This is a genomic window from Mesorhizobium sp. M0587, from assembly GCF_040320945.1.
In the GTDB taxonomy this organism is placed as follows: Bacteria; Pseudomonadota; Alphaproteobacteria; order Rhizobiales; family Rhizobiaceae; genus Mesorhizobium.
Map to the genome: position 1 here is coordinate 1 of NZ_JAMYQP010000012.1, position 18,400 is coordinate 18,400.

At 62.9% G+C, this 18,400-nt stretch carries 22 protein-coding genes; 10 read left to right on the forward strand and 12 right to left on the reverse strand.

Annotation, left to right across the window (positions count from 1 at the left end):
• A partial coding sequence (locus NKI49_RS13440) for an EamA family transporter (protein ID WP_352695648.1) occupies positions 1–210 on the forward strand: 210 nt, incomplete at its 5' end.
• A 462-nt stretch (positions 211–672) separates the two neighbouring features.
• Here the strand turns inward: NKI49_RS13440 and metF are convergent.
• Together metF and NKI49_RS13450 are read right to left on the reverse strand one after the other, a co-directional pair.
• Positions 673–1,590 (reverse strand): methylenetetrahydrofolate reductase [NAD(P)H], encoded by a 918-nt coding sequence (gene metF / locus NKI49_RS13445; RefSeq protein WP_352600853.1) that lies wholly within the window; start codon positions 1,588–1,590, stop codon positions 673–675.
• Complete coding sequence (locus NKI49_RS13450) at positions 1,590–2,612, reverse strand: ArsR/SmtB family transcription factor (protein WP_352600851.1); 1,023 nt, start codon at positions 2,610–2,612, stop codon at positions 1,590–1,592. Before NKI49_RS13450 ends, metF begins: the two co-directional genes overlap by 1 nt.
• A 193-nt stretch (positions 2,613–2,805) precedes the next feature.
• On the opposite strand from NKI49_RS13450, the gene tsaA reads away from it, so the two are divergent.
• Both tsaA and NKI49_RS13460 read left to right on the forward strand, forming a co-directional pair.
• A complete protein-coding gene (gene tsaA, locus NKI49_RS13455) occupies positions 2,806–3,342 on the forward strand; it encodes a tRNA (N6-threonylcarbamoyladenosine(37)-N6)-methyltransferase TrmO (RefSeq protein ID WP_352600849.1) in 537 nt (178 codons plus the stop codon).
• Positions 3,339–3,653: a DUF2293 domain-containing protein gene (locus tag NKI49_RS13460; RefSeq protein WP_352600847.1), complete on the forward strand. Its 315-nt coding sequence runs from the start codon at positions 3,339–3,341 to the stop codon at positions 3,651–3,653. The genes tsaA and NKI49_RS13460 overlap by 4 nt, the downstream gene beginning before the upstream one ends.
• A gap of 9 nt (positions 3,654–3,662) precedes the next feature.
• Here the strand turns inward: NKI49_RS13460 and NKI49_RS13465 are convergent, their stop codons facing one another.
• Positions 3,663–4,166: a hypothetical protein gene (locus tag NKI49_RS13465; protein ID WP_352600845.1), complete on the reverse strand. Its 504-nt coding sequence runs from the start codon at positions 4,164–4,166 to the stop codon at positions 3,663–3,665.
• Positions 4,167–4,341: 175 nt separating this feature from the next.
• Between NKI49_RS13465 and NKI49_RS13470 the strand changes: the two genes are divergently transcribed.
• Complete coding sequence (locus NKI49_RS13470) at positions 4,342–5,325, forward strand: D-amino acid aminotransferase (RefSeq protein WP_352600843.1); 984 nt, start codon at positions 4,342–4,344, stop codon at positions 5,323–5,325.
• Positions 5,326–5,402: 77 nt separating this feature from the next.
• Here the strand turns inward: NKI49_RS13470 and NKI49_RS13475 are convergent, their stop codons facing one another.
• Positions 5,403–6,020, reverse strand: coding sequence for an MOSC domain-containing protein (locus tag NKI49_RS13475; RefSeq protein WP_352600841.1), 618 nt, complete (start codon positions 6,018–6,020; stop codon positions 5,403–5,405).
• A gap of 13 nt (positions 6,021–6,033) precedes the next feature.
• The gene (locus NKI49_RS13480; protein WP_352600839.1) at positions 6,034–6,663 is read right to left on the reverse strand and encodes a TetR/AcrR family transcriptional regulator; all 630 of its coding nucleotides are present in this window, start codon (positions 6,661–6,663) and stop codon (positions 6,034–6,036) included.
• 140 nt (positions 6,664–6,803) lie between these two features.
• Between NKI49_RS13480 and NKI49_RS13485 the strand changes: the two genes are divergently transcribed.
• From NKI49_RS13485 to NKI49_RS13495, 3 genes are all read left to right on the forward strand, one after another.
• Positions 6,804–7,223, forward strand: coding sequence for a tautomerase family protein (locus NKI49_RS13485; RefSeq protein ID WP_352600837.1), 420 nt, complete (start codon positions 6,804–6,806; stop codon positions 7,221–7,223).
• A 19-nt stretch (positions 7,224–7,242) separates the two neighbouring features.
• Positions 7,243–7,641, forward strand: coding sequence for a VOC family protein (locus NKI49_RS13490; protein WP_352600835.1), 399 nt, complete (start codon positions 7,243–7,245; stop codon positions 7,639–7,641).
• A 108-nt stretch (positions 7,642–7,749) separates the two neighbouring features.
• Positions 7,750–8,316 (forward strand): methyltransferase family protein, encoded by a 567-nt coding sequence (locus NKI49_RS13495; protein ID WP_352600833.1) that lies wholly within the window; start codon positions 7,750–7,752, stop codon positions 8,314–8,316.
• A gap of 9 nt (positions 8,317–8,325) precedes the next feature.
• Here NKI49_RS13495 and NKI49_RS13500 read toward each other — a convergent pair whose 3' ends face one another.
• The 7 genes from NKI49_RS13500 to NKI49_RS13530 form a co-directional block, all read right to left on the reverse strand.
• Positions 8,326–9,447, reverse strand: coding sequence for a beta-ketoacyl-ACP synthase III (locus NKI49_RS13500; protein ID WP_352600831.1), 1,122 nt, complete (start codon positions 9,445–9,447; stop codon positions 8,326–8,328).
• Between the two features lie 128 nt (positions 9,448–9,575).
• Complete coding sequence (locus NKI49_RS13505) at positions 9,576–9,914, reverse strand: hypothetical protein (protein ID WP_352600829.1); 339 nt, start codon at positions 9,912–9,914, stop codon at positions 9,576–9,578.
• A 111-nt stretch (positions 9,915–10,025) separates the two neighbouring features.
• Positions 10,026–10,820, reverse strand: a complete 795-nt coding sequence (tam, locus tag NKI49_RS13510) for a trans-aconitate 2-methyltransferase (protein WP_352600827.1) — start codon at positions 10,818–10,820, stop codon at positions 10,026–10,028.
• Entirely contained in the window at positions 10,817–11,170 is a 354-nt protein-coding gene (locus NKI49_RS13515) for a type II toxin-antitoxin system RelE family toxin (protein ID WP_352600825.1), read from the reverse strand. The genes tam and NKI49_RS13515 overlap by 4 nt, the downstream gene beginning before the upstream one ends.
• Positions 11,079–11,327, reverse strand: coding sequence for a DUF6290 family protein (locus tag NKI49_RS13520; protein ID WP_352600823.1), 249 nt, complete (start codon positions 11,325–11,327; stop codon positions 11,079–11,081). Before NKI49_RS13520 ends, NKI49_RS13515 begins: the two co-directional genes overlap by 92 nt.
• 65 nt (positions 11,328–11,392) lie before the next feature.
• Entirely contained in the window at positions 11,393–13,042 is a 1,650-nt protein-coding gene (gene ettA / locus NKI49_RS13525) for an energy-dependent translational throttle protein EttA (RefSeq protein ID WP_352600821.1), read from the reverse strand.
• A gap of 176 nt (positions 13,043–13,218) precedes the next feature.
• On the reverse strand, positions 13,219–14,226 hold the full coding sequence (locus tag NKI49_RS13530) for a ribonuclease T2 family protein (RefSeq protein WP_352600819.1): 1,008 nt from the start codon (positions 14,224–14,226) through the stop codon (positions 13,219–13,221).
• Positions 14,227–14,469: 243 nt separating this feature from the next.
• Between NKI49_RS13530 and NKI49_RS13535 the strand changes: the two genes are divergently transcribed.
• From NKI49_RS13535 to NKI49_RS13545, 3 genes are all read left to right on the forward strand, one after another.
• The gene (locus tag NKI49_RS13535; protein ID WP_352600817.1) at positions 14,470–15,402 is read left to right on the forward strand and encodes an alpha/beta fold hydrolase; all 933 of its coding nucleotides are present in this window, start codon (positions 14,470–14,472) and stop codon (positions 15,400–15,402) included.
• Between the two features lie 114 nt (positions 15,403–15,516).
• The gene (locus NKI49_RS13540; protein ID WP_352600815.1) at positions 15,517–16,692 is read left to right on the forward strand and encodes a CaiB/BaiF CoA transferase family protein; all 1,176 of its coding nucleotides are present in this window, start codon (positions 15,517–15,519) and stop codon (positions 16,690–16,692) included.
• Positions 16,689–18,338, forward strand: a complete 1,650-nt coding sequence (locus NKI49_RS13545) for a thiamine pyrophosphate-binding protein (protein ID WP_352600813.1) — start codon at positions 16,689–16,691, stop codon at positions 18,336–18,338. The genes NKI49_RS13540 and NKI49_RS13545 overlap by 4 nt, the downstream gene beginning before the upstream one ends.
• The last annotated feature ends 62 nt before the right edge of the window (positions 18,339–18,400 follow it).

The following is an 18,400-nucleotide window of genomic DNA, read 5'->3' on the forward strand; positions in this document are numbered from 1 at the left end:
ACCGCCTTCGCCTACATCCTCTATTTCAACCTCGTCGCCTCCGCCGGCGCCACCAACGCCTCGCTGGTTACGCTGATTGTCCCGGCCAGCGCCATGCTGCTCGGCTTCCTGTTCCTCGGCGAACGGCTCGAACCGTTCGAAATCGGCGGCGTGGTGCTGATCGGCCTTGGCCTCGTCACCATAGATGGGCGCTTGTTCAGGCAGGCGTGAGAACGCCACGCGTCCAAGCCACTTTGATTGAATCTCCACATCGCGCTTTCCGAAAGTCGAATTGGCTTTCGGGTCGTGGTAGCGCTGCCATGACACGGTGGAGACACATCCCTGCCATAATTTGTTCACAGGCCTGAAGCGGGTTTTTGCCGAAGAGTTTCAACGCGTAACGGGAAAAGCGAGGTCGCAAATTTCACAGTCACGTCGCAATGCAGCACATTTTCCGCTTGCCTGTGGCACAAATGAAACTAGACTCCATGACATAGCTCTTTAAGAGGAGGCTATGTCATGGGACTTACGAGGCCAATCAACGCATTGATGATTTGTGCTGCGTTTGCCTTCATCGGCGCCCTCATTATGGGCGTCCTTCCCTGAACCCGCCAAGACGGGGAAGACCAGCACCCAATAGTCCAAACAATTCGAAAGGCCGGGTTTTTACCCGGCCTTTTGCTGTTCGGCTATCTATGCCGCGGCCGATCCGGCGGCCTCCGCCTCATGCGCGCGGATACCGATCATGTGGCAGACGGCGAATACGAGGTCGGCCCGGTTCATGGTGTAGAAGTGGAAGTCGCCTACCCCCCGTTCGACCAGATCCAGCACCTGTTCGGCCGCCACGGCGGAGGCCACCAGCGCATGGGTCTGCGGATCGTTCTGCAAGCCGTCGAAGCGTTCGGCCAGCCATGCCGGCACCAGCGCGCCGCAGCGCGCCGAGAAATTGGCGACTTGCGTGAAATTGTGCACCGGCAGGATGCCGGGCACGATCGGGATATAGATGCCGGCGCGGCGGGCACGCTCGACATAGCGCTCGTAAAGGTCGTTGTCGAAGAAGAACTGTGTGATCGCCCGCGTCGCGCCATTGTCGACCTTGCGCTTCAGCATGTCGATGTCGGTGGCGAAGTCAGGGCTTTCCGGGTGCTTCTCCGGATAGGCCGACACCGAGATGTCGAAGTCGCCGGCATCCTTCAGCGCCCCGACCAGCTCGGCGCCATTGGCATAGCCATCCGGATGCGGACGGTAGGCGGTTCCGACGCCCGCGGCCGGATCGCCGCGCAAGGCGACGAAGCGCTTCACGCCCATGTCGGCGAATTCCTGGATCACCGCATCGACCTGATGGCGGGGGGCGTCGACGCAGGTCATATGCGCGGCCGGCGTCAGGCTGGTCTCCTTCAGGATGCGGCCGACGGTGCGTGCCGTGCGCTCGCGCGTCGAGCCGCCGGCGCCATAGGTCACCGAAACGAATTTCGGCTTCAGCGGCTCCAGCCGTGTGACCGTGTCCCACAGCCTCGTTTCCATTTCGTCGTTCTTCGGCGGAAAGAATTCGAAGGAAACCCGGACCTTGTCGCCAATGTCGGGGCGGCGGGAAAAGCGGAACTGGTTCATCAGGCGATTTCCCCTATCGGGTTCACTTTGGCTTGCTGGCTGTCGTTGGCGGGATCGGCGATCAGTAGGCGCCGGTCGCGGCCAAGCCACAGCTTGACGGTGAGCCTGGCCTCGTTACCGCCGCGCGGCTCGAACTCCTGGCTGTCCTCGAGATCAAGACCGGCCTCGGCAAACCACTCGCCCATCTGCCGGTCCGAAAAGCCGAGCCGCATATGCGCATGCTCGTCGCGCAGGAATTCAAGCGTGTGCGGCGCGAAGTCGACGATGACCAGCCGACCGGCCGGGCGCAGAAGCCGCGCCGCCTCGTGAATGGCGCGCGCCGGATCGTCAAGATAGTGCAGCACCTGGTGGATGGTGACGAGGTCGAACGCATCGCGCTCGACCGGCGGCGAGAAGATGTCGCCTTGCCGCACCTGCGCATTCGAAACGCCGGCCTTGTCGAGATTGGCGCGCGCCACGGTCAGCATCTCGCGCGACATGTCGATGCCGACGCCGCGCCGGTAGAGCGGCGAGAAGATTTCCAGCAGCCGGCCGGTGCCGGTGCCGAGGTCGAGCATCGACTGGAACGGCCGCTTGCCGACCAGCTTCAGCATCGCGGCTTCGACGGCGCGGTCCGGCACATGCAAGGAGCGGATATGATCCCAGCTCGCCGCGTTCACGGAAAAATACTCCGTGGCACGGTCCTGCCGCTTGCGTTTGACCGAGGCCAGCCGCTCGAGGTCGCGCTCAACCTGCGGATCGGCACTGCGAATGCCGGACACCAGCCCAATGACGAAGTCGCGCGCCGAATCGGCATCCGACAGCCGGAAGAAGGCCCAGGACCCCTCCTGGTAACGGTCGATCAGCCCGGCCTCCAGCAACAGTTTGAGATGACGCGAAACGCGTGGCTGCGACTGGCCAAGAATTTCCGTAAGATCGGAAACGGTGAGGTCGCCGCGCGACAGCAGCGCCAGTATGCGCAGCCGGCTGGATTCGGCCGCCGCCTTCAATGTGTCCACCATCGTGTCGAGCGCGACATGCATCTGCGTATTCTCTTTGAAAAAGATATAAACATATGTTTATGTCGATTTTCACCACCATGCAAGCGCTATGTCGCTTCCGGACAAGAAAATGCCGCTTGCGTGACCTCTCGGTGTGTCGTCAAAGGCATGTGGTGGGCAATGGCATGCCTGGAACAGACCTCGGCATTTAACAAGCTCGCACCACGAGATCAGGATGACTGAAACGCAAATGTTCGAAACGCGCGAGGGCGAACAGAGGCTGGAAAACGACCCGGCGCAGATGCCACCGGATGGCGGGATCGTCTTCATCGGCCGCATCGCCTCGCCATGGACAACGCGGGAGACCTGCCCGAAGAACATGCGCACCGCCCTCGAGGCCGGGCAGCCGGCGGTGCTGACCATCGACGCGCCTTATCGTGAGGGCCTGCGAGGCCTGGAGCGCGCCAGCCATGTGATCATCCTGTCCTGGCTCAATCATGCGCCGCGGAATCTGATTGTGCAGAAACCCCGCCATGCGGCTGAAGCGAAAGGTGTATTCGGCCTGCGCTCCCCTGCTCGGCCGAACCCGATCGGCCTGCACGTGGCCAGGCTCGTCGGTCTCGATATCGGCACAGGGCGCATCGATCTCGACGCCATCGACGTGCTCGACGGCACGCCCGTCATAGACATCAAGCCCTATTTCGCTTCGACCGACGCCATTGCCGAGGCGACCGTGGAAGGGCGCGACGAGCCCAATCGGGTTCGGCGATGACAGCGCCGACCGGTCGCCGCCGCGCCATCGCCAAGGCGCTGACTGCGCTGCTGCCCCTGGCGCCCTATGCCGACATGGAGAAGATCCGTGCCGACGCCGGCTCGGTGCACATGAAGACCTTGCCGCCGACGATTGCCGTATGGCTAGCGACCATCGCCCATATCCGCCACGGCCATACCGATTACGAAAAGCTGCTGGCCGAAGGCTATGACCGCGACTCGGCGCGTTTCTTCGTCATCGAGCAGACCAACGTCGTGCTCACGCGCTGGCGCGCCACACGCCTGCTCGACGCCGACGACGAGGATGGATGAGGCCGCGGGTCACTGCCGCTTCAGCACGGCGACGGCATTGTAGGGCTGGCCGTCCGCCTGGCCGACCCATAGCCAGGACAGGTTTCCCTTGAAGAACCGGACGGTGATGTCGCCGCCGTCAATGCACTTGTCCTGCCCGTAAGTGATGCTCTCGTGATATTGCGCCGACGTATCATCTCTCGACGTCTGCGACAGCGATCCGCCACAGCCGACTGATGGATAGTCGATCGACGCGCCGCCGTCCTTGATCGTCATGGCGATCGACCAATCGGCGCCGGTGTCACCTGCCGGACTCTGGTGGCCGTTGCCCACCCATATGCCGGTCAGCGTCGGTACGTCGACCACGCAAGGCACGTTCTGGAAGATCGGCGTCAATTCACTGCCTGTCTTCTCGCAGCGATAGGTCTGGCCGCCCTGGCACAATTCCTCGCCCTCTTTCGCGCATTGTGCGCTGGCTTGGCCAGCGACAGCGAAACCCATCGTGACTGCAACAATGATCCCAAACCTGCCCATATCTCTCTCCCGCCCACCATTCCAGGATCGTAAGGCAATTCCAATCCTATGTATCAGCCAGATCGCCGTGCCATATCTGTCATTGGCGAGGACGAACAGCGCCGGGCGAGTGGCTCTATGCCTTCCGCATGGCGCCGGTAACCTGCCGATCCCGCCCCGCTTGGAGAAGGCACCGATGAGCCAGACGATGGCAACACAGGCTCCGAAGCCGCTGCCGGTGGTCAGCGACCGCCACGTCGACCCGCATTCCTATCCGGACGGCATCGCTTTCCTTGACGGGCAGTATCTACCGATGTCGCAAGCGAAGATCTCGGTGCTGGATTGGGGCTTTCTGCATTCCGACGCCACTTACGACACGGTGCATGTCTGGAACGGCCGCTTCTTTCGCCTCGACCTGCATCTGGACCGCTTCTTCGGCGGGCTGGACAAGCTGCGCATGACGATCCCCTTCGATAGTCAAGGCGTGGCCGAGGTCCTGCACAATTGCGTCGCGCTATCCGGCCATCGCGCCGCTTATGTCGAAATGCTGTGCACACGCGGCGCCTCGCCGACCTTCAGCCGCGATCCGCGCCAGGCGTTCAACCGCTTCATGGCATTCGCCGTGCCGTTCGGCTCGGTCGCCAATGCCGAACAATTGCGGCGCGGCCTGCGCGTCGCGATCAGCGACAAGGTGCGCATTCCACCAGCCTCGATCGATCCGGCGATCAAAAATTATCATTGGCTCGATCTGGTGCGCGGTCTCTACGACGCCTATGACCGCGGCGCGGAGACGGCGCTGATCCTCGACTTCAACGGCAATGTCGCCGAAGGGCCCGGCTTCAACGTGTTCTGCGTCAAGCACGGCAAATTGTCGACGCCGGCCATTGGCGTGCTGCCCGGTATCACAAGGCGCACCGTCTTTGATCTCTGCGCTGAGGAAGGTCTGGCCGCTGCTCCCGCCGATGTCAGCGTCGCCTCGCTGCGTGAAGCCGACGAGGTTTTCATCACCTCGACCGCCGGCGGTATCATGCCGGTAACGGAGATCGACGGCGCGGCGGTCACCGACGGAAAGGTCGGGCCGATCACCAGCCGGCTGATGGCGCTCTACTGGCAAAAGCACAATGACCCGGAATGGTCGAGCCCGGTGAGCTATCCTGACCGGCCTGCCGATGATCAATAGCTGAGGCGTGACAACTTCTGCGCGCGGTCCGCTGGGCGGCGCAGCCCCTGCTCTTTGGCGACAATAAGAACGCGCAGCTAACCCCTATAAATCCACTGCTCCGGCACGCGCACCGAGATCTCCTCGCCGGCCCGGATCGTGCCCGGCTTCTCGACCCAGGCGACGACGCCGCGCAGGCGTTTCGCCGCTTTCGGGAACAACAGCGCGCCGGCGTCAACGTCGGCCATGCCGGCATTTTCGGCGATCGATCGGCCGGAGATCCGGCAAGGTCCGTTCTGTGCGTCGATCTTGATTGTCGCCCCGCCCTTGAAGAACAGCAGCGTGCCGGCCGGCAGCATGGAGAGGTGCGGCACGCCTTCGATCAAAAGATTGGCGCCGATCCACTCCGGCTTGATCTCGGCCAGCCCCATGCGCTCGGCGACGATGGCAAGCTCATCCTCCGCCACGATGGACAATTGTCGCTCGTTGCGCATTTCGGTGCCGCGCGGATACCAGGGCTCGCGCCCGCCCGAACGCCGCGTCGGCCCGGCATGGAAATCGCCCGCTATGCCGTCGAAACCCAGCCGCAATTCGTCCACCGCACGCGTCTGGAAATGATCCGACGGCGCGACGTAGAGAGCTGCCGCCCTGGCGACAAGCTTCTTGCCCGGGATGATGTCGACCGGCTGTTCAGCCTCGCGGAAGAGGTCCAGCATGGCGTTCTGTCCTTCAATCATACGCTTGGTTTTGCCTTCCGACCGGCAAGGCCGCAAGAGCGGTTTGGGCCAAAGCGCGCAAGTCTTCGACCGAAGCGCCGTCCCGCGCCTGGATCGACATGCCGTTCATAACGCTTGCAATGTATTTGGCCAGGCCCTCCACCGAGAGGTTTTCTGGCAGATCGCCTGCTGCCTTGCCTTTCGCCAGCCGTGCCGCTATCGCCGTTTCACTTGCCTTGCGATAGGTCCTCAGCTCATCGGCAATCGCTTGCGCCTGCGGCGAGGCCGCCAATGCGCCGCTGACGAACAGGCAGCCACCGGGCTTGCTGGGCCTGGAATAGGCCTTTGCTGCGCCGAGCAGCAAGCGGCGGATAGCCTCTCCCGTCGACACTGGCGCGCTCAGCGCCTCGACCGCAAAGCCAGTTTCCGTCTCGTGATAGTGCGTCAGCGCCTTGCGAAACAAAGTCTCCTTGTCAGTGAAGGCGTTGTAGATCTGCGGCGGCGTCAGCCCCATCGCCTCGCGCAGCATGGCGAGCGACGTCGCCTCATAGCCATGCTCCCAGAACAGATGCATCGCGGCATCCAGCGCCCGGCCTGGATCGAATGCACGCGGCCGGCCGCCGCGCTTTTCCAAATTATTCATAGTGCCAATTATTCATAGTGATCGATACGAAACCCGTTGACTCGCAACCTCCACGTAACGTAACAATTGATACGAAACATGGCAAGCCGGACGACATCCCTGTCGGCAAGGCCATGCAACCCGAGCCCAAGGAGATCCACATGCCAATCACCGTGACCGCCCCGAAAGGCGTACTGACCTCGGCAGGCGAACGCGAGATCCTGCCGCGCCTCAGCGCCGCCCTCATCGAGGCCTCCGGCGCCACCGGCAATGCATTCTTCACCGCGATTGTCGGCGGCACGGTCCATATCCTCCCGCCTCGCCACATCTATGCGGGAGGCGCCAATCGGCCTGTCGTCATGGTGGAACTGAAGCTGCCCAATATCGGACTTGGCTCGGTCGAAGCCCGCAAGACCTTCATCACCGCTGCCGCCGGGATTGTCGCAAAGCTCTGCGTGTCGGGCCACCGGCCGGAAAACACCTGGATCAACATCGTCAACGCGCCCGACGGTGGCTGGGGCATTGGTGACAGGCAATATACGGGCGAGGCGCTCATCGCCGCCACCGCCGCCGCGCATTGATGCGGCAAGGAGCGATCCCATGCGGCTCTCCCCTGCACTATTCTTCACCACCAACTGCGAACCGGCCCTGGCCTTCTATGAGCAATGCGGCCTGGGCCGGGGAACGATCCTGCTGCGCTGGGGCGACAACGGCATGCCGGTGCGAACAGAAGCCATGCGCGGAAAAGTTCTCCATGCGCAATTCCAAGGCCAGGGCGTTCTGTTTCATGCTTCCGACAATGACGACGCGGAGCCTATGAAAGGCTCTGCCATGATGCTGGAATTCGACGATCTGGCCGCAATGGGCGAGCTCTTCGATCACATGACCGCAGGTGGCCGGATCACTGTGCCCCTCACCCGCCAATATTGGGGAACCAGCTTCGGCATGCTGATCGATGCCTTCGACGTACAGTGGATGTTCAGCGGTCCTGCTGAATGAGGCCGCGGCGCCGATCACGATCCTCGTACCCACTGCCGTATTGCGCCGCAATGCCGCCGCGCTCTGACGGTCTCATGGTGACGTCCGGACAGATCGGTGGAGGTGCTCATGCGTCCCGCGACGGCAATGGTGCTGCTTTGGCTGATCTGGGTGGTGTCATGGGCCGCTGCCGCCTTCTGGGCTGACCGGGCCGAGAAACGTGCCGGCTTTCTGGCCGAGGCGCCCTATCGGGCAGTGCTGATACTTGGCACCATCCTGCTCTTCATTCCGGCACATGGCTATGTCGGACGGTTTCGTATGTGGTTTCCCAACCTGGCCGAAGCCTGGATCTGTGTAGCGCTGATTGCCGTCGGTTTCGCCTTCTGCTGGTGGGCGCGCCTGCATCTCGGCCGATTGTGGTCGGGCACCGTAACCGCCAAGGCAGAGCACAGCGTTGTCGACACCGGACCCTATGGCCTCGTTCGTCACCCAATCTACACCGGGCTTCTACTGGCGATCCTCGCCACCATGGCGGCGAAAGGCACCGTCTGGGGTGTGGCCGGCGCCGCGCTGCTCACCATCGGCATCGTCATGAAGGCAAGGCTGGAGGAACGCTTCCTGCGTGGTGAACTGGGTAGCGCCTATGACGATTATGCCCGGCGCGTGCCCATGCTGGTCCCCTTCGCGCCAGCCTGACGCGTCAGGTCACAGCATCCTCAGCAGCGCGCCGCCGATCGAATATCCCGCGCCGAAGGCGCAGATCAGCCCGTGGTCGCCGGGCTTCATGTCGGCATGGTTCTCCGACAGTGCGACGATGGCGCCGGCGCCCGCCGTGTTGCCCAGCTTTTCCAGCACCATCGGGGCGCGGTCGTGGTCGACTTCATGGCCGAACGACAGCTTCAGGATCATGGCGTTCATGCGCGCATTGGCCTGGTGCAGCCAGAAGCGCCTGACCGCCTGCGGCGTCAGCCCATGCTCGGCCAGGAATTCGACGATGAATTTATGCCCGGCAACGGTGACTTCCTTGAACACCTTGTTGCCGACCTGCTTGATCAGGTTGCCTTCCAGGTTGATCATGTAGGGGTCATCCTGGGTGGCGCGGGTGTAATAACCGAGATTGGTGCGGATGTTGTTCGACATCTGGGTCCAGATGCGCGTGTCGAGCACCTCGAAGCGCCCCGGCCGCTTCTCGCCCTGGGCGAGCCCCTCCACCACCATCGACACCGAGGCATCGCCGAAGATGAAGTGCGTCTGCCGGTCGCGGAAATTGAGATGGCCGGTGATGATCTCCGGCGTCGTCACCAGAATGCGCTTGTGCGCGCCCGACCGCACCAGATTGACCGCCATGTGCAGGGCCGCCGCCGCGGAGGAACAGCCAAGCCCCATGTCGAAGCCGGCGCCCGTTGTCCCCAGCGCCTCCTGCATCTCGATGGCGATCGCTGGGTAAGGCCGCTGGTGATGCGAGGCCGAGCAGATCACCAGGTCGATCTGGGAAGGCTCCAGTCCGGCATGGTCGAGAGCCTTCCTGGCCGAAGCGATGCCGAATTCGGCCTGCAGCGACAGCACGTCGTCCGGCCGCGCCGGAATGCGCGGCGTCATGCGGGTCGGATCGAGAATGCCCTCGCGTTCGATGACGTGGCGGGTGCGCACGCCCGAGGCATGAACGATGAAGTCGCTGTCGGATTTCTGCAGCGGCGTCTCCCCGGTGCCCTGCCGTCGCGCGTTCTCGCTATCGACCCAGCTGTTGAAGCTCTCGACCAGTTCTTCATTGGTGATGACAGGTTCAGGGATTTCAGCGCCGATGCCGCTGACGATGACGCGATGCATGTTCAGTCCGTCCCATCCGCGGGCATTGCGGTTTCATGTGGGCGCCGAAACACTCCGGCGCAACGTTTTCTCATCGAGCCGGTTTACGCCGGCTTAAACCAAAGGTTTACGCCGGCTTAAACCGGACTTCACCAGGCGCATAGCTTGGTGTTGGTCTGCGGGTTGTTCCAGCACGCGCCGTCATCGCGGCTGCGCACATACTGCCCCGGCAGAGGCACGTTGCGGCGGCCGAGATCGACATAGCCATAGGCGAAGCCCGGCCCGTCGATCTCCAGCACATAGGTCGGATAGCCAGGCGCCGAAATGCGGAAACTGCCGGCGCCGTCGATGGTCCTGTAGCTGCATGGGAAATAGCCGTCATCCGTGGTGAAGCAGCGCGCCCGCTTGGCTTCCGCCGACACAGAGAACGCCAGCAGCGCCGCCGCGCATATGCCGCCGCCGTAAAGCATCTTTTTCAGTATCATCATCCACCCCTGCCACACGGGCAACTCACCCCAATTCCTGCGGCATCGAAATGCGCACGGTGGCGAAACCGGGTCAAGCGGCGGAGCACCCAAAGCAGCCCACGCTGGCCGTGCTCAAGCCCGCTTGGCCACGATGAAGATGCGCGGGAAACGCAGCAGCACCTTGCCGCTCGCCGTTCTGGGATAGGCCTTGGCGATCCTGGCCGTATAACTGTCGAGGAACATCGCCTTCTCGTCCGCGTCCAGCGGGTCGAGAAAGGGCTTCAGCCCCGTCGACTTCACCCATTCGACGATCGCCTCGGCGTCGGCCAGCGGATGGTTGTAGACCGTGTGCCAGATATCCAGCCGATCGCTGAGGGGCGCCAGCAGGTCATAGTAGAACGACACTGGCGGCAGCGGCGCGCGCGCCGCACCATTGATCTTCGCGGCGAACGGCATCTCGGCTGCGGTTTCCCGCATCAGGCGATGAGAATCCTCGGCCATATTGTCGGGCATCTGGATGGCGAGCGCACCGCCCGGGGCGAGAAACCCCATCAGCCGCTGGAACACCGCCGGATGGTCGGGCAGCCACTGGAAAACCGCATTGGCGAAGATCACGTCGACGGGTTTTGCAGGTTGCCAGCTGGATGCGTCCGCCAGATCGAAGGTGACATCGGGCAAACGCTCCCTCGCCTTCTCGATCATGTCGGGCGAGGTATCGAAACCGCTCACCTCGGCGTCCGGCCAGCGCTCGACCAGCAATTCGGTCGAGTTGCCCGGCCCGCAGCCGATGTCGACGACCCGGCGCGGAAAGTCGACCGGCACTTGCGCTGCGAGATCGCGCGCGGGCCGCGTGCGCTCGTCCTCGAATTTCAGATATTGGGCGGCGGACCAGTCAGGTCTTGCTTCGATGGCTTCGCTGTGATTCATCGATAGATCTCACGACGATTGCCGATTTCGACGACCAGGACGACAAGTCGGCTATCTTGGAACTGGGTGATGACTCTGTGGTCGCCAACGCGAAAACGCCACGCTTCCTGCTTGGTGCCGGTCAGACGCTTGGCAAGAATCCGAGATTGGGGTGCGCCGACACGCGTTGATGGAGAAACTCGAGGACGCGTCGTTGTTCTTTCGTCGAAAGCCGCTCGATATCCTTTTCGGCTCGCGACGTGAACTCGACACGCCAACTCATTCAGCGGCAGGCTTCTTGCGCCGTTCCTCGGCCTCGCGAAGTTCAAGCTTCCGCAACACCTCTTCCAGGGGGACACGCACGCCGTCATCTTCTTCGAGGCGTTCTTCCGCGATTCTGGCATCCTGCCAATCCTCGATAGCCTCGAGAATCGCGTCGAGGGCGACCTGATCCGCTGTGCGACCACTGGCCCTGGCCATATCCGCCAGCAGTTTCTCTGTCTCATGCGGCAGTTTGACCGTCATCATGGAAATCTCCATTCCATCAATTTAGGTCACACGAAGGTGGACTGCAACGGCTCGTTGCCTGTCAGCTACCGCGTCAGCCTCTTATACGTCATGCGGTGCGGGTTGACCGCTTCTGGCCCGAGGCGGCGGATCTTGTCCTGCTCGTAGTCCTCGAAATTGCCCTCGAACCATTCGACATGGCTGTCGCCTTCGAAGGCCAGGATGTGCGTCGCCAGACGGTCAAGGAACATGCGATCGTGCGAGATGATGACGGCGCAGCCGCCAAAATTTTCCAGCGCGTCTTCGAGTGCCGCCAGCGTTTCCGTATCGAGATCGTTGGTCGGTTCGTCGAGCAGCAGCACATTGCCGCCGGTCTTCAGCATTTTTGCCAGATGGACGCGGTTGCGCTGGCCGCCTGAGAGGTTGCCGACCTTCTGCTGCTGGTCGCCGCCACGGAAGTTGAACGACGCGCAATAGGCGCGTGTATTGGCCTCGAACTTGCCCAGCTTGACCACTTCGGCCCCGCCGGAAATCTCTTCCCATACCGTCTTCGACGGATCGAGTGCGTCGCGGCTCTGGTCGACATAGCCGAGCTTCACCGTCTCGCCGACGCGGATGGTGCCGGCATCGGGCTTTTCCTGGCCGGTGATCATGCGGAACAGTGTCGTCTTGCCGGCGCCGTTCGGGCCGATGACGCCGACGATGCCGCCCGGCGGCAGCTTGAATTCCAGGCCCTCGATCAACAGCGTGTCGCCAAAGCCCTTCGAGAGGCCTTCGACCTCGATCACCACATTGCCGAGCCGTTCGCCATGCGGAATGACGATCTGCGTGTCGGTCGGCCGCCGCTTGTCAGCTGCATCCAGCAGATCCTGGAATGCCTGGATACGCGCCTTGGACTTGGTCTGGCGGGCCTTGGGGCTGGATTGGATCCACTCGCGCTCGCGGCCGATGGCGCGCTGGCGGGCATCGTCCTCGCGGCCTTCCTGCTTGAGGCGCTTGGCCTTGGCTTCGAGGTATTTGGTATAGTTGCCCTCGTAGGGAATGCCGCGGCCGCGATCGAGTTCCAGGATCCAGCCTGTGACATTGTCGAGGAAGTAGCGATCGTGGGTGATGATCATCACGGCACCCGGATAGGCGCGCAGATGCTTTTCGAGCCACGCCGTGGTTTCGGCATCCAGATGGTTGGTCGGTTCGTCGAGCAGCAACAGGTCGGGCTGGCGCAGCAGCAGCTGGCAGAGCGCGACGCGCCGGCGCTCGCCGCCCGACAGCTTGGTGACGTCGGCATCCTTTGGCGGGCAGCCCAGCGCTTCCATCGCCATCTCGACCTGCTGTTCGAGATCCCAAAGGTTGAGCCGGTCCATCTCGTCCTGGAGCTTGGCCGACTCGTCGGCCGTCTCGTCGGAATAGTTCATCATCAGTTCATTGTAGCGCTCTATGATGGCGGTCTTGGCGGCAACACCTTCCATGATGTTCTGGAACACGGTCTTCGCCGCGTCGAGCGCCGGCTCCTGCGCGAGATATCCCACGGTCGCGCCTTCGGCGAGCCACGCCTCGCCGTTCCAGTCCTTGTCGATGCCGGCCATGATCTTGAGGATCGTCGACTTGCCGGCGCCGTTGGGGCCCAGGATGCCGATCTTGGCGTCGGGGTAGAAGGACAGATGAACGTTCTCAAGCACCTTCTTGGTGCCATAGGCCTTGTTGAGGCCGGCCATGTGATAGATGAACTGGCGTGCCACGCGCGCTTTCCTTGAAAAACTGACCGACCCAGAAAAACTGACTGGATTTGTCGAATTGAATGGAGGTTGGGCGCTATGTAAGCGATGCGGCGGCGAACGGCAATCGCTTTCGCCACTTCAAGCCGATCACACGGACAAGTGCGCGCTGCCGGGGCTCGACCGGAGCCGAACCGCGTTTACTGGAACCCGATCGCGTCGACAGTGCCGGTCGGGCAACCGGCTTTGTTGGTCGGCACCGAAGCCAGCAGCAGGCTCTTGAGCGAACTGTCCGGGGCGATCGGACCGGCGAGACCGAGTGTCAACTCGCCGATCAGCCGCCGGCCGCTCGACGGATCGATGACGCAGGACACGCGCACACGGTCCCCTGCCCCAGTACCGAAGGCGGCGTCGAAGGCACCGCGAATCTGGTCCGCCGTCAGCTTGCCGCCGATGTTCCTGGCGAAGAGATCGCGCACTGGCGAGTTGTTCACCTCACGCATCAGCTTGAGCGCCTCGGAGAAGTACTCCTGCTGGCTCTCGCCGTAGCAGGTGCCGTGCTTGATCCACTCGTGCCGATCGAGCTGCGAAGCCGTGCCCGGCATCACCTTGTCGAGTTCCGCGCGTGTGTCCGCGTCCAGATTGACGGGCGGCAGATCCTTCCAGTGGGCCGGATTGTCGTTGGCCTTGTCGCCAGCTGTCGCCTGACAATAGAAATTGCCGTTCGGCTGCGGCCACAATCCGTGCAAGGTGAAATTGGTGGCATCGAATTCGTTCGGGTTCTGCGCCTTGCATTCGGTCTTGTTCGACTTGGTCTCGCAAAAGGCCGGCTGCCAGCTCAGTGCGAAGACGTATTCGGGTTTTCCCGAGGCCGCCGGCTTGCCTTGTCCGCCTGGTGCCGCCGGCACCGTTGCGGCACTGCTGCCCGAGAGATGACCGCAGGAAACTTTCACCCAGCGGCGTTCCGGATCGGCGCCCGGTATCTGGATGAGGTAGTGCGTCGGCGCATCCTTATTGCCGGCCAACAGTTGATAGCTCTGCCCGGCATCGGTCGAGACATTGCCGGGGTTCTTGCCGTTCTTGATGGCTTGCGTTGCCGGACAGGCAGCGTCGGCAACGAAAGTGCCGCTCATCTTGACGTCTGCTTGCGCAGCGCCTGCCAGCGATGCCGCCAGCATTGCCAACCCGAAAACAACACCAATGCGCATAGGAAATCCCCGCCTGGAAGAAAGTGGCCGATAGCCTGAAGCTGTCTCCATGTCAGAATTGCGATATTTTGCTGGCCTGTGGCAAGAAACATCGTCGCGAGACCGACGCGCGGCGGATTGACGCAAAACCGGCACCAGCGCAAACAGGGCCGCTGCGGTAGAGCACGATCCCGAAAAGCGGAATCCGGTTTTCTGGAAGATCATGCTCAAGCAAGACAGAACACGCCTGGGGACCAAGCGGCCATGCCATTCAACCAACAACGCATGGTTCGCTCGCCGACCGGCGCCGAGCTCAATCTCTTCGTCAGGCAGGCCGATGGCCACCCACGCGCCGTGGTCCAGATCAATCATGGGCTGGCCGAGCACGCCGCGCGCTATGCCCGCTTCGCCGATTTCCTCGCGGCACGCGGCTTTCATGTCTATGTCCATGACCATCGCGGCCACGGCGCCACCAGGGCGCCCGATGCGCCGCTCGGCAGGTTCGCCTGCAAGGACGGCCCGGCCAAGGTGATCGCCGATGTCGACGCCGTCCACGATCTCATCGCCAGCGAACAGCCGAACCTGCCGGTCATCCTCTTCGGCCACTCCATGGGCGCGTCCGTGGCATTGAACTACCTGTTGAGTCATTCGCCACGCATCCATGCCGCCGCGATCTGGAACGGCAATTTCTCAACTGGCCTGCTCGGACAATTGGCTCTGGGCATCCTTGGCTGGGAACGGATGCGGCTAGGCTCGGATGTCCCGTCGCGCCTGCTGCCTAAACTCACCTTCCAGGCATGGGGCAAGGCAGTGCTCGGCCACCGCACGCTGTTCGACTGGCTGTCGCGCGACGAGGCGGAGGTGGCGAAATACATCGCCGATCCGCTCTGTGGCTGGGATGCCTCGGTGTCGATGTGGCGCGACGTCGTCGCCATGGCGCTGAATGGCGGCAAGAATTCCGGCTTTGCCGGCATCAGGCGCGATCTTCCCGTCAGCATCGTCGGCGGCGAAAGGGATCCCGCCTCAGACTACGGCAAGGGGATCACCCATCTTGCCGATCGCATGCACGCGATGGGCTTTTCGAATCTGGTTTCAAAGGTTTACGCGGACACCCGCCACGAAAGCCTGAACGAGGTGAATCGCGACTCCATCATGAACGATTTCGCCGGCTGGGCCGACGGCGTGCTGAAATCGTGACCCGGTCACCGCGGCACGCGCCCTCTCCAAGCCGGTACATTGGCCTATTGCAAGGGCCGTGACAGCCGCTGCCGGGCTTGATAGAGGCTCTGCTTCGATCAACCACGGTGATTTATGGCTGAGCCCCCGCTGAAAGGCGTCCGCGTCGTCGAACTCGCCCGCATCCTTGCCGGGCCATGGGCCGGGCAATTGCTTGCCGATCTCGGCGCCGACGTCATCAAGGTCGAAAGCCCCGATGGCGGCGACGACACCCGCAAATGGGGTCCCCCCTTCGTCATGGGCAAGGACGGCGAGAACCTGTCGGCCGCCTATTATCACTCCTGCAATCGCGGCAAGCGCTCGATCGCCATTGATTTCTCGACGCCGGAGGGCGCGGAAACCGTGCGCCGGCTGGTCGCGACCTCGGATGTGCTGATCGAGAATTTCAAGCTCGGCGGCCTCAGGAAACACGGGCTCGACTATGAGAACCTGCGCAAGATCAATCCGCACCTGATCTACTGTTCGATCACCGGGTTTGGCCAGGACGGGCCGTACGCGCCACGCGCCGGCTACGACTTCATCATCCAGGCCATGGCCGGCATGATGTCGATCACCGGCGAGGTCGGCCGCGAGCCGCAAAAGGCCGGCGTCGCCATATCGGATATTTTCACCGGCCTCTATTCGGTCATCGCCATCCAGGCCGCTTTGCGCCACGCCGAACGGACCGGCGAAGGCCAGCACATCGACATGGCGCTGTTCGACACGCAAATCTCGGCTCTCGGCAACCAGAACCTCAACTATCTCGTCTCCGGCAAGTCGCCGGTGCAGATGGGCAATGCGCATATGAACATCGCGCCTTACGAAGTGGTTCCGGTCCAGGACGGCCACATCATTCTGGCGGTTGGCAATGACGGCCAGTTCGCCAGGTTCTGCGCTGTCGTCGGGCTGGACGAACTGCCTGCAAATCCCGACTTCGCTACCAATCCTGCCCGGGTCGCCAACCGGGTCAAGCTGCGCGAACGCGTGGTCGAGGCGCTGAAGGACTGGGGGCGCGATCCGCTGCTGGCCAAGCTCGAAGCGGCAAATGTGCCGGCGAGCCCGATCAACACGATCGGGCAGATGTTTGCCGACCCGCAAACCATCGCGCGCGGCATGCGGCTCGATCTCGACGACGGCCATGGCAATCTTCTGCCGTCGGTGCGGGCGCCGATGGTGATGTCTGAAACACCGCTCGTCTATGAGCGTCCCTCGCCGCGCCTGGGCGAGCACACGCAAGAAATTCTTGCCGAACTGGAGAGGTCTGGGAAATGAAGACCGGCGGACAACTGATCGTCGACGCGCTCGAAGCCAATGGCACCGACCGTATCTATTGCGTGCCCGGAGAATCCTACCTCGCGGTGCTCGACGCGCTGCACGATTCCACGATCCGCACCATCGTCTGCCGCCAGGAAGGCGGCGCCGCGATGATGGCCGACTGCCACGGCCGCCTGACCGGCAAGCCCGGCATCTGCTTCGTCACCCGTGGCCCCGGCGCCACCAATGCCTCGGCCGGCATCCATATAGCCATGCAGGATTCGATCCCGCTCATCCTGTTCATCGGCCAGGTTGCCAGCCACGCCAAGCAGCGCGAGGCCTTCCAGGAGGTGGACTATGTCAGGTTTTTTGGCGACATCGCCAAATGGGTGGTCGAGATCGACGACGCCTCGCGTATCCCCGAATTCATCACCCGCGCCTTTGCGGTCGCGACATCGGGTCGCCCCGGCCCAGTGGTCATCTCGCTGCCCGAGGACATGCTGACCAGTGTCGTCGACGCACCGGCCGCGCTCGCCTACACCTCGGTCGAGACCAGCCCCGCCGAAGCCGAACTCGACCGGCTCGAGGCGCTGCTCAATGCCGCCAAACGGCCGATTGCAATCCTGGGCGGTACACGTTGGGATTTCCAAGCTGTTCAGGAAATCACCCGCATCGCCGAGGCTTGGTCCCTGCCGGTCGGCTGCTCCTTCCGCCGCCAGATGCTGTTCGATCATCTGCACCCGAACTATGCCGGCGATGTCGGCATCGGCATTAACCCCAAGCTGGCGACAGCGATCAAGCAGGCCGATCTGGTGCTGCTGATCGGCGGCCGCATGGGCGAGATGCCGTCCTCGGATTACACACTCCTGAAGAGCCCCTACCCCGACCAGACGCTGGTCCATGTCCACGCCGATGCCAGCGAGCTCGGCCGCGTCTACCGTCCGACGCTGGCGATCAACGCGTCGCCCGCCGCCTTCGTGCGCGCCTTCGCCAGACGGAAGGGACCGGCAGCGCCGGGCTGGGCGGCGGAGACGGCAAAGCTGCATGCCGCCTATCTCGACTGGTCGACGCCGCCGGAAACCGGCCCCGGCCCAGTCCAGATGGGGCCGATCATGACCTATCTCGAAACGGTGCTCCCCGACGATGCCATCCTGACCAACGGCGCTGGCAACTACGCCACCTGGGTGCATCGCTTCCACCGCTCCCGCCGCTTTGGCACCCAGGCGGCGCCGACCTCCGGCTCGATGGGCTACGGTACGCCTGCGGCGGTCGCCGCCAAGGAGCTGTTCCCGGATCGCACCGTAGTCGCCTTCGCCGGCGATGGTTGCTTCCTGATGAACGGACAGGAATTCGCCACCGCCGTGCAGTACGACCTGCCGATCATCGTCATCGTGGTCAACAACGGCATCTACGGTACTATCCGGATGCACCAGGAGCGCGAATATCCCGGCCGTGTCGTCGCGACCGATCTGAAAAATCCGGACTTCGCGGCGTTGGCCCGCGCCTATGGCGGCCATGGCGAAACAGTCGAGAAGACGGCGGATTTCGCGCCCGCCTTCGAGCGCGCCCGCGCCAGTGGCAAGCCGGCGATCATCGAGATCAGGCTCGATCCGGAGGCGATCACCCCAACCCGCACAATGACGCAGATAAGGGACAAGGTCTGAAAGTTGGTGTCCGGCAGGACAGAGGAGGCGCTGTCCCGCAAAGCTTTCGCAAGCTAATACGG

Coding starts and splice junctions, on each gene's coding strand:
- NKI49_RS13475 (WP_352600841.1), bottom strand. CDS start 6,020: ATGCTGGACCTCTTCCGCGAGGCTGAACAGCCGGTCGACATCATCCCG.
- NKI49_RS13500 (WP_352600831.1), bottom strand. CDS start 9,447: ATGCATCGCGTCATCGTCAGCGGCATCGGCGCTGAAATCCCTGAACCT.
- NKI49_RS13480 (WP_352600839.1), bottom strand. CDS start 6,663: ATGAATAATTTGGAAAAGCGCGGCGGCCGGCCGCGTGCATTCGATCCA.
- tsaA (WP_352600849.1), top strand. CDS start 2,806: ATGACTGAAACGCAAATGTTCGAAACGCGCGAGGGCGAACAGAGGCTG.
- NKI49_RS13520 (WP_352600823.1), bottom strand. CDS start 11,327: ATGATGACGGTCAAACTGCCGCATGAGACAGAGAAACTGCTGGCGGAT.
- NKI49_RS13530 (WP_352600819.1), bottom strand. CDS start 14,226: ATGCGCATTGGTGTTGTTTTCGGGTTGGCAATGCTGGCGGCATCGCTG.
- NKI49_RS13495 (WP_352600833.1), top strand. CDS start 7,750: ATGCGTCCCGCGACGGCAATGGTGCTGCTTTGGCTGATCTGGGTGGTG.
- NKI49_RS13505 (WP_352600829.1), bottom strand. CDS start 9,914: ATGATGATACTGAAAAAGATGCTTTACGGCGGCGGCATATGCGCGGCG.
- NKI49_RS13545 (WP_352600813.1), top strand. CDS start 16,689: ATGAAGACCGGCGGACAACTGATCGTCGACGCGCTCGAAGCCAATGGC.
- NKI49_RS13540 (WP_352600815.1), top strand. CDS start 15,517: ATGGCTGAGCCCCCGCTGAAAGGCGTCCGCGTCGTCGAACTCGCCCGC.
- NKI49_RS13465 (WP_352600845.1), bottom strand. CDS start 4,166: ATGGGCAGGTTTGGGATCATTGTTGCAGTCACGATGGGTTTCGCTGTC.
- NKI49_RS13535 (WP_352600817.1), top strand. CDS start 14,470: ATGCCATTCAACCAACAACGCATGGTTCGCTCGCCGACCGGCGCCGAG.
- NKI49_RS13515 (WP_352600825.1), bottom strand. CDS start 11,170: ATGACGGCGTGCGTGTCCCCCTGGAAGAGGTGTTGCGGAAGCTTGAAC.
- metF (WP_352600853.1), bottom strand. CDS start 1,590: ATGAACCAGTTCCGCTTTTCCCGCCGCCCCGACATTGGCGACAAGGTC.
- NKI49_RS13485 (WP_352600837.1), top strand. CDS start 6,804: ATGCCAATCACCGTGACCGCCCCGAAAGGCGTACTGACCTCGGCAGGC.
- NKI49_RS13460 (WP_352600847.1), top strand. CDS start 3,339: ATGACAGCGCCGACCGGTCGCCGCCGCGCCATCGCCAAGGCGCTGACT.
- NKI49_RS13450 (WP_352600851.1), bottom strand. CDS start 2,612: ATGCATGTCGCGCTCGACACGATGGTGGACACATTGAAGGCGGCGGCC.
- NKI49_RS13490 (WP_352600835.1), top strand. CDS start 7,243: ATGCGGCTCTCCCCTGCACTATTCTTCACCACCAACTGCGAACCGGCC.
- tam (WP_352600827.1), bottom strand. CDS start 10,820: ATGAATCACAGCGAAGCCATCGAAGCAAGACCTGACTGGTCCGCCGCC.
- NKI49_RS13470 (WP_352600843.1), top strand. CDS start 4,342: ATGAGCCAGACGATGGCAACACAGGCTCCGAAGCCGCTGCCGGTGGTC.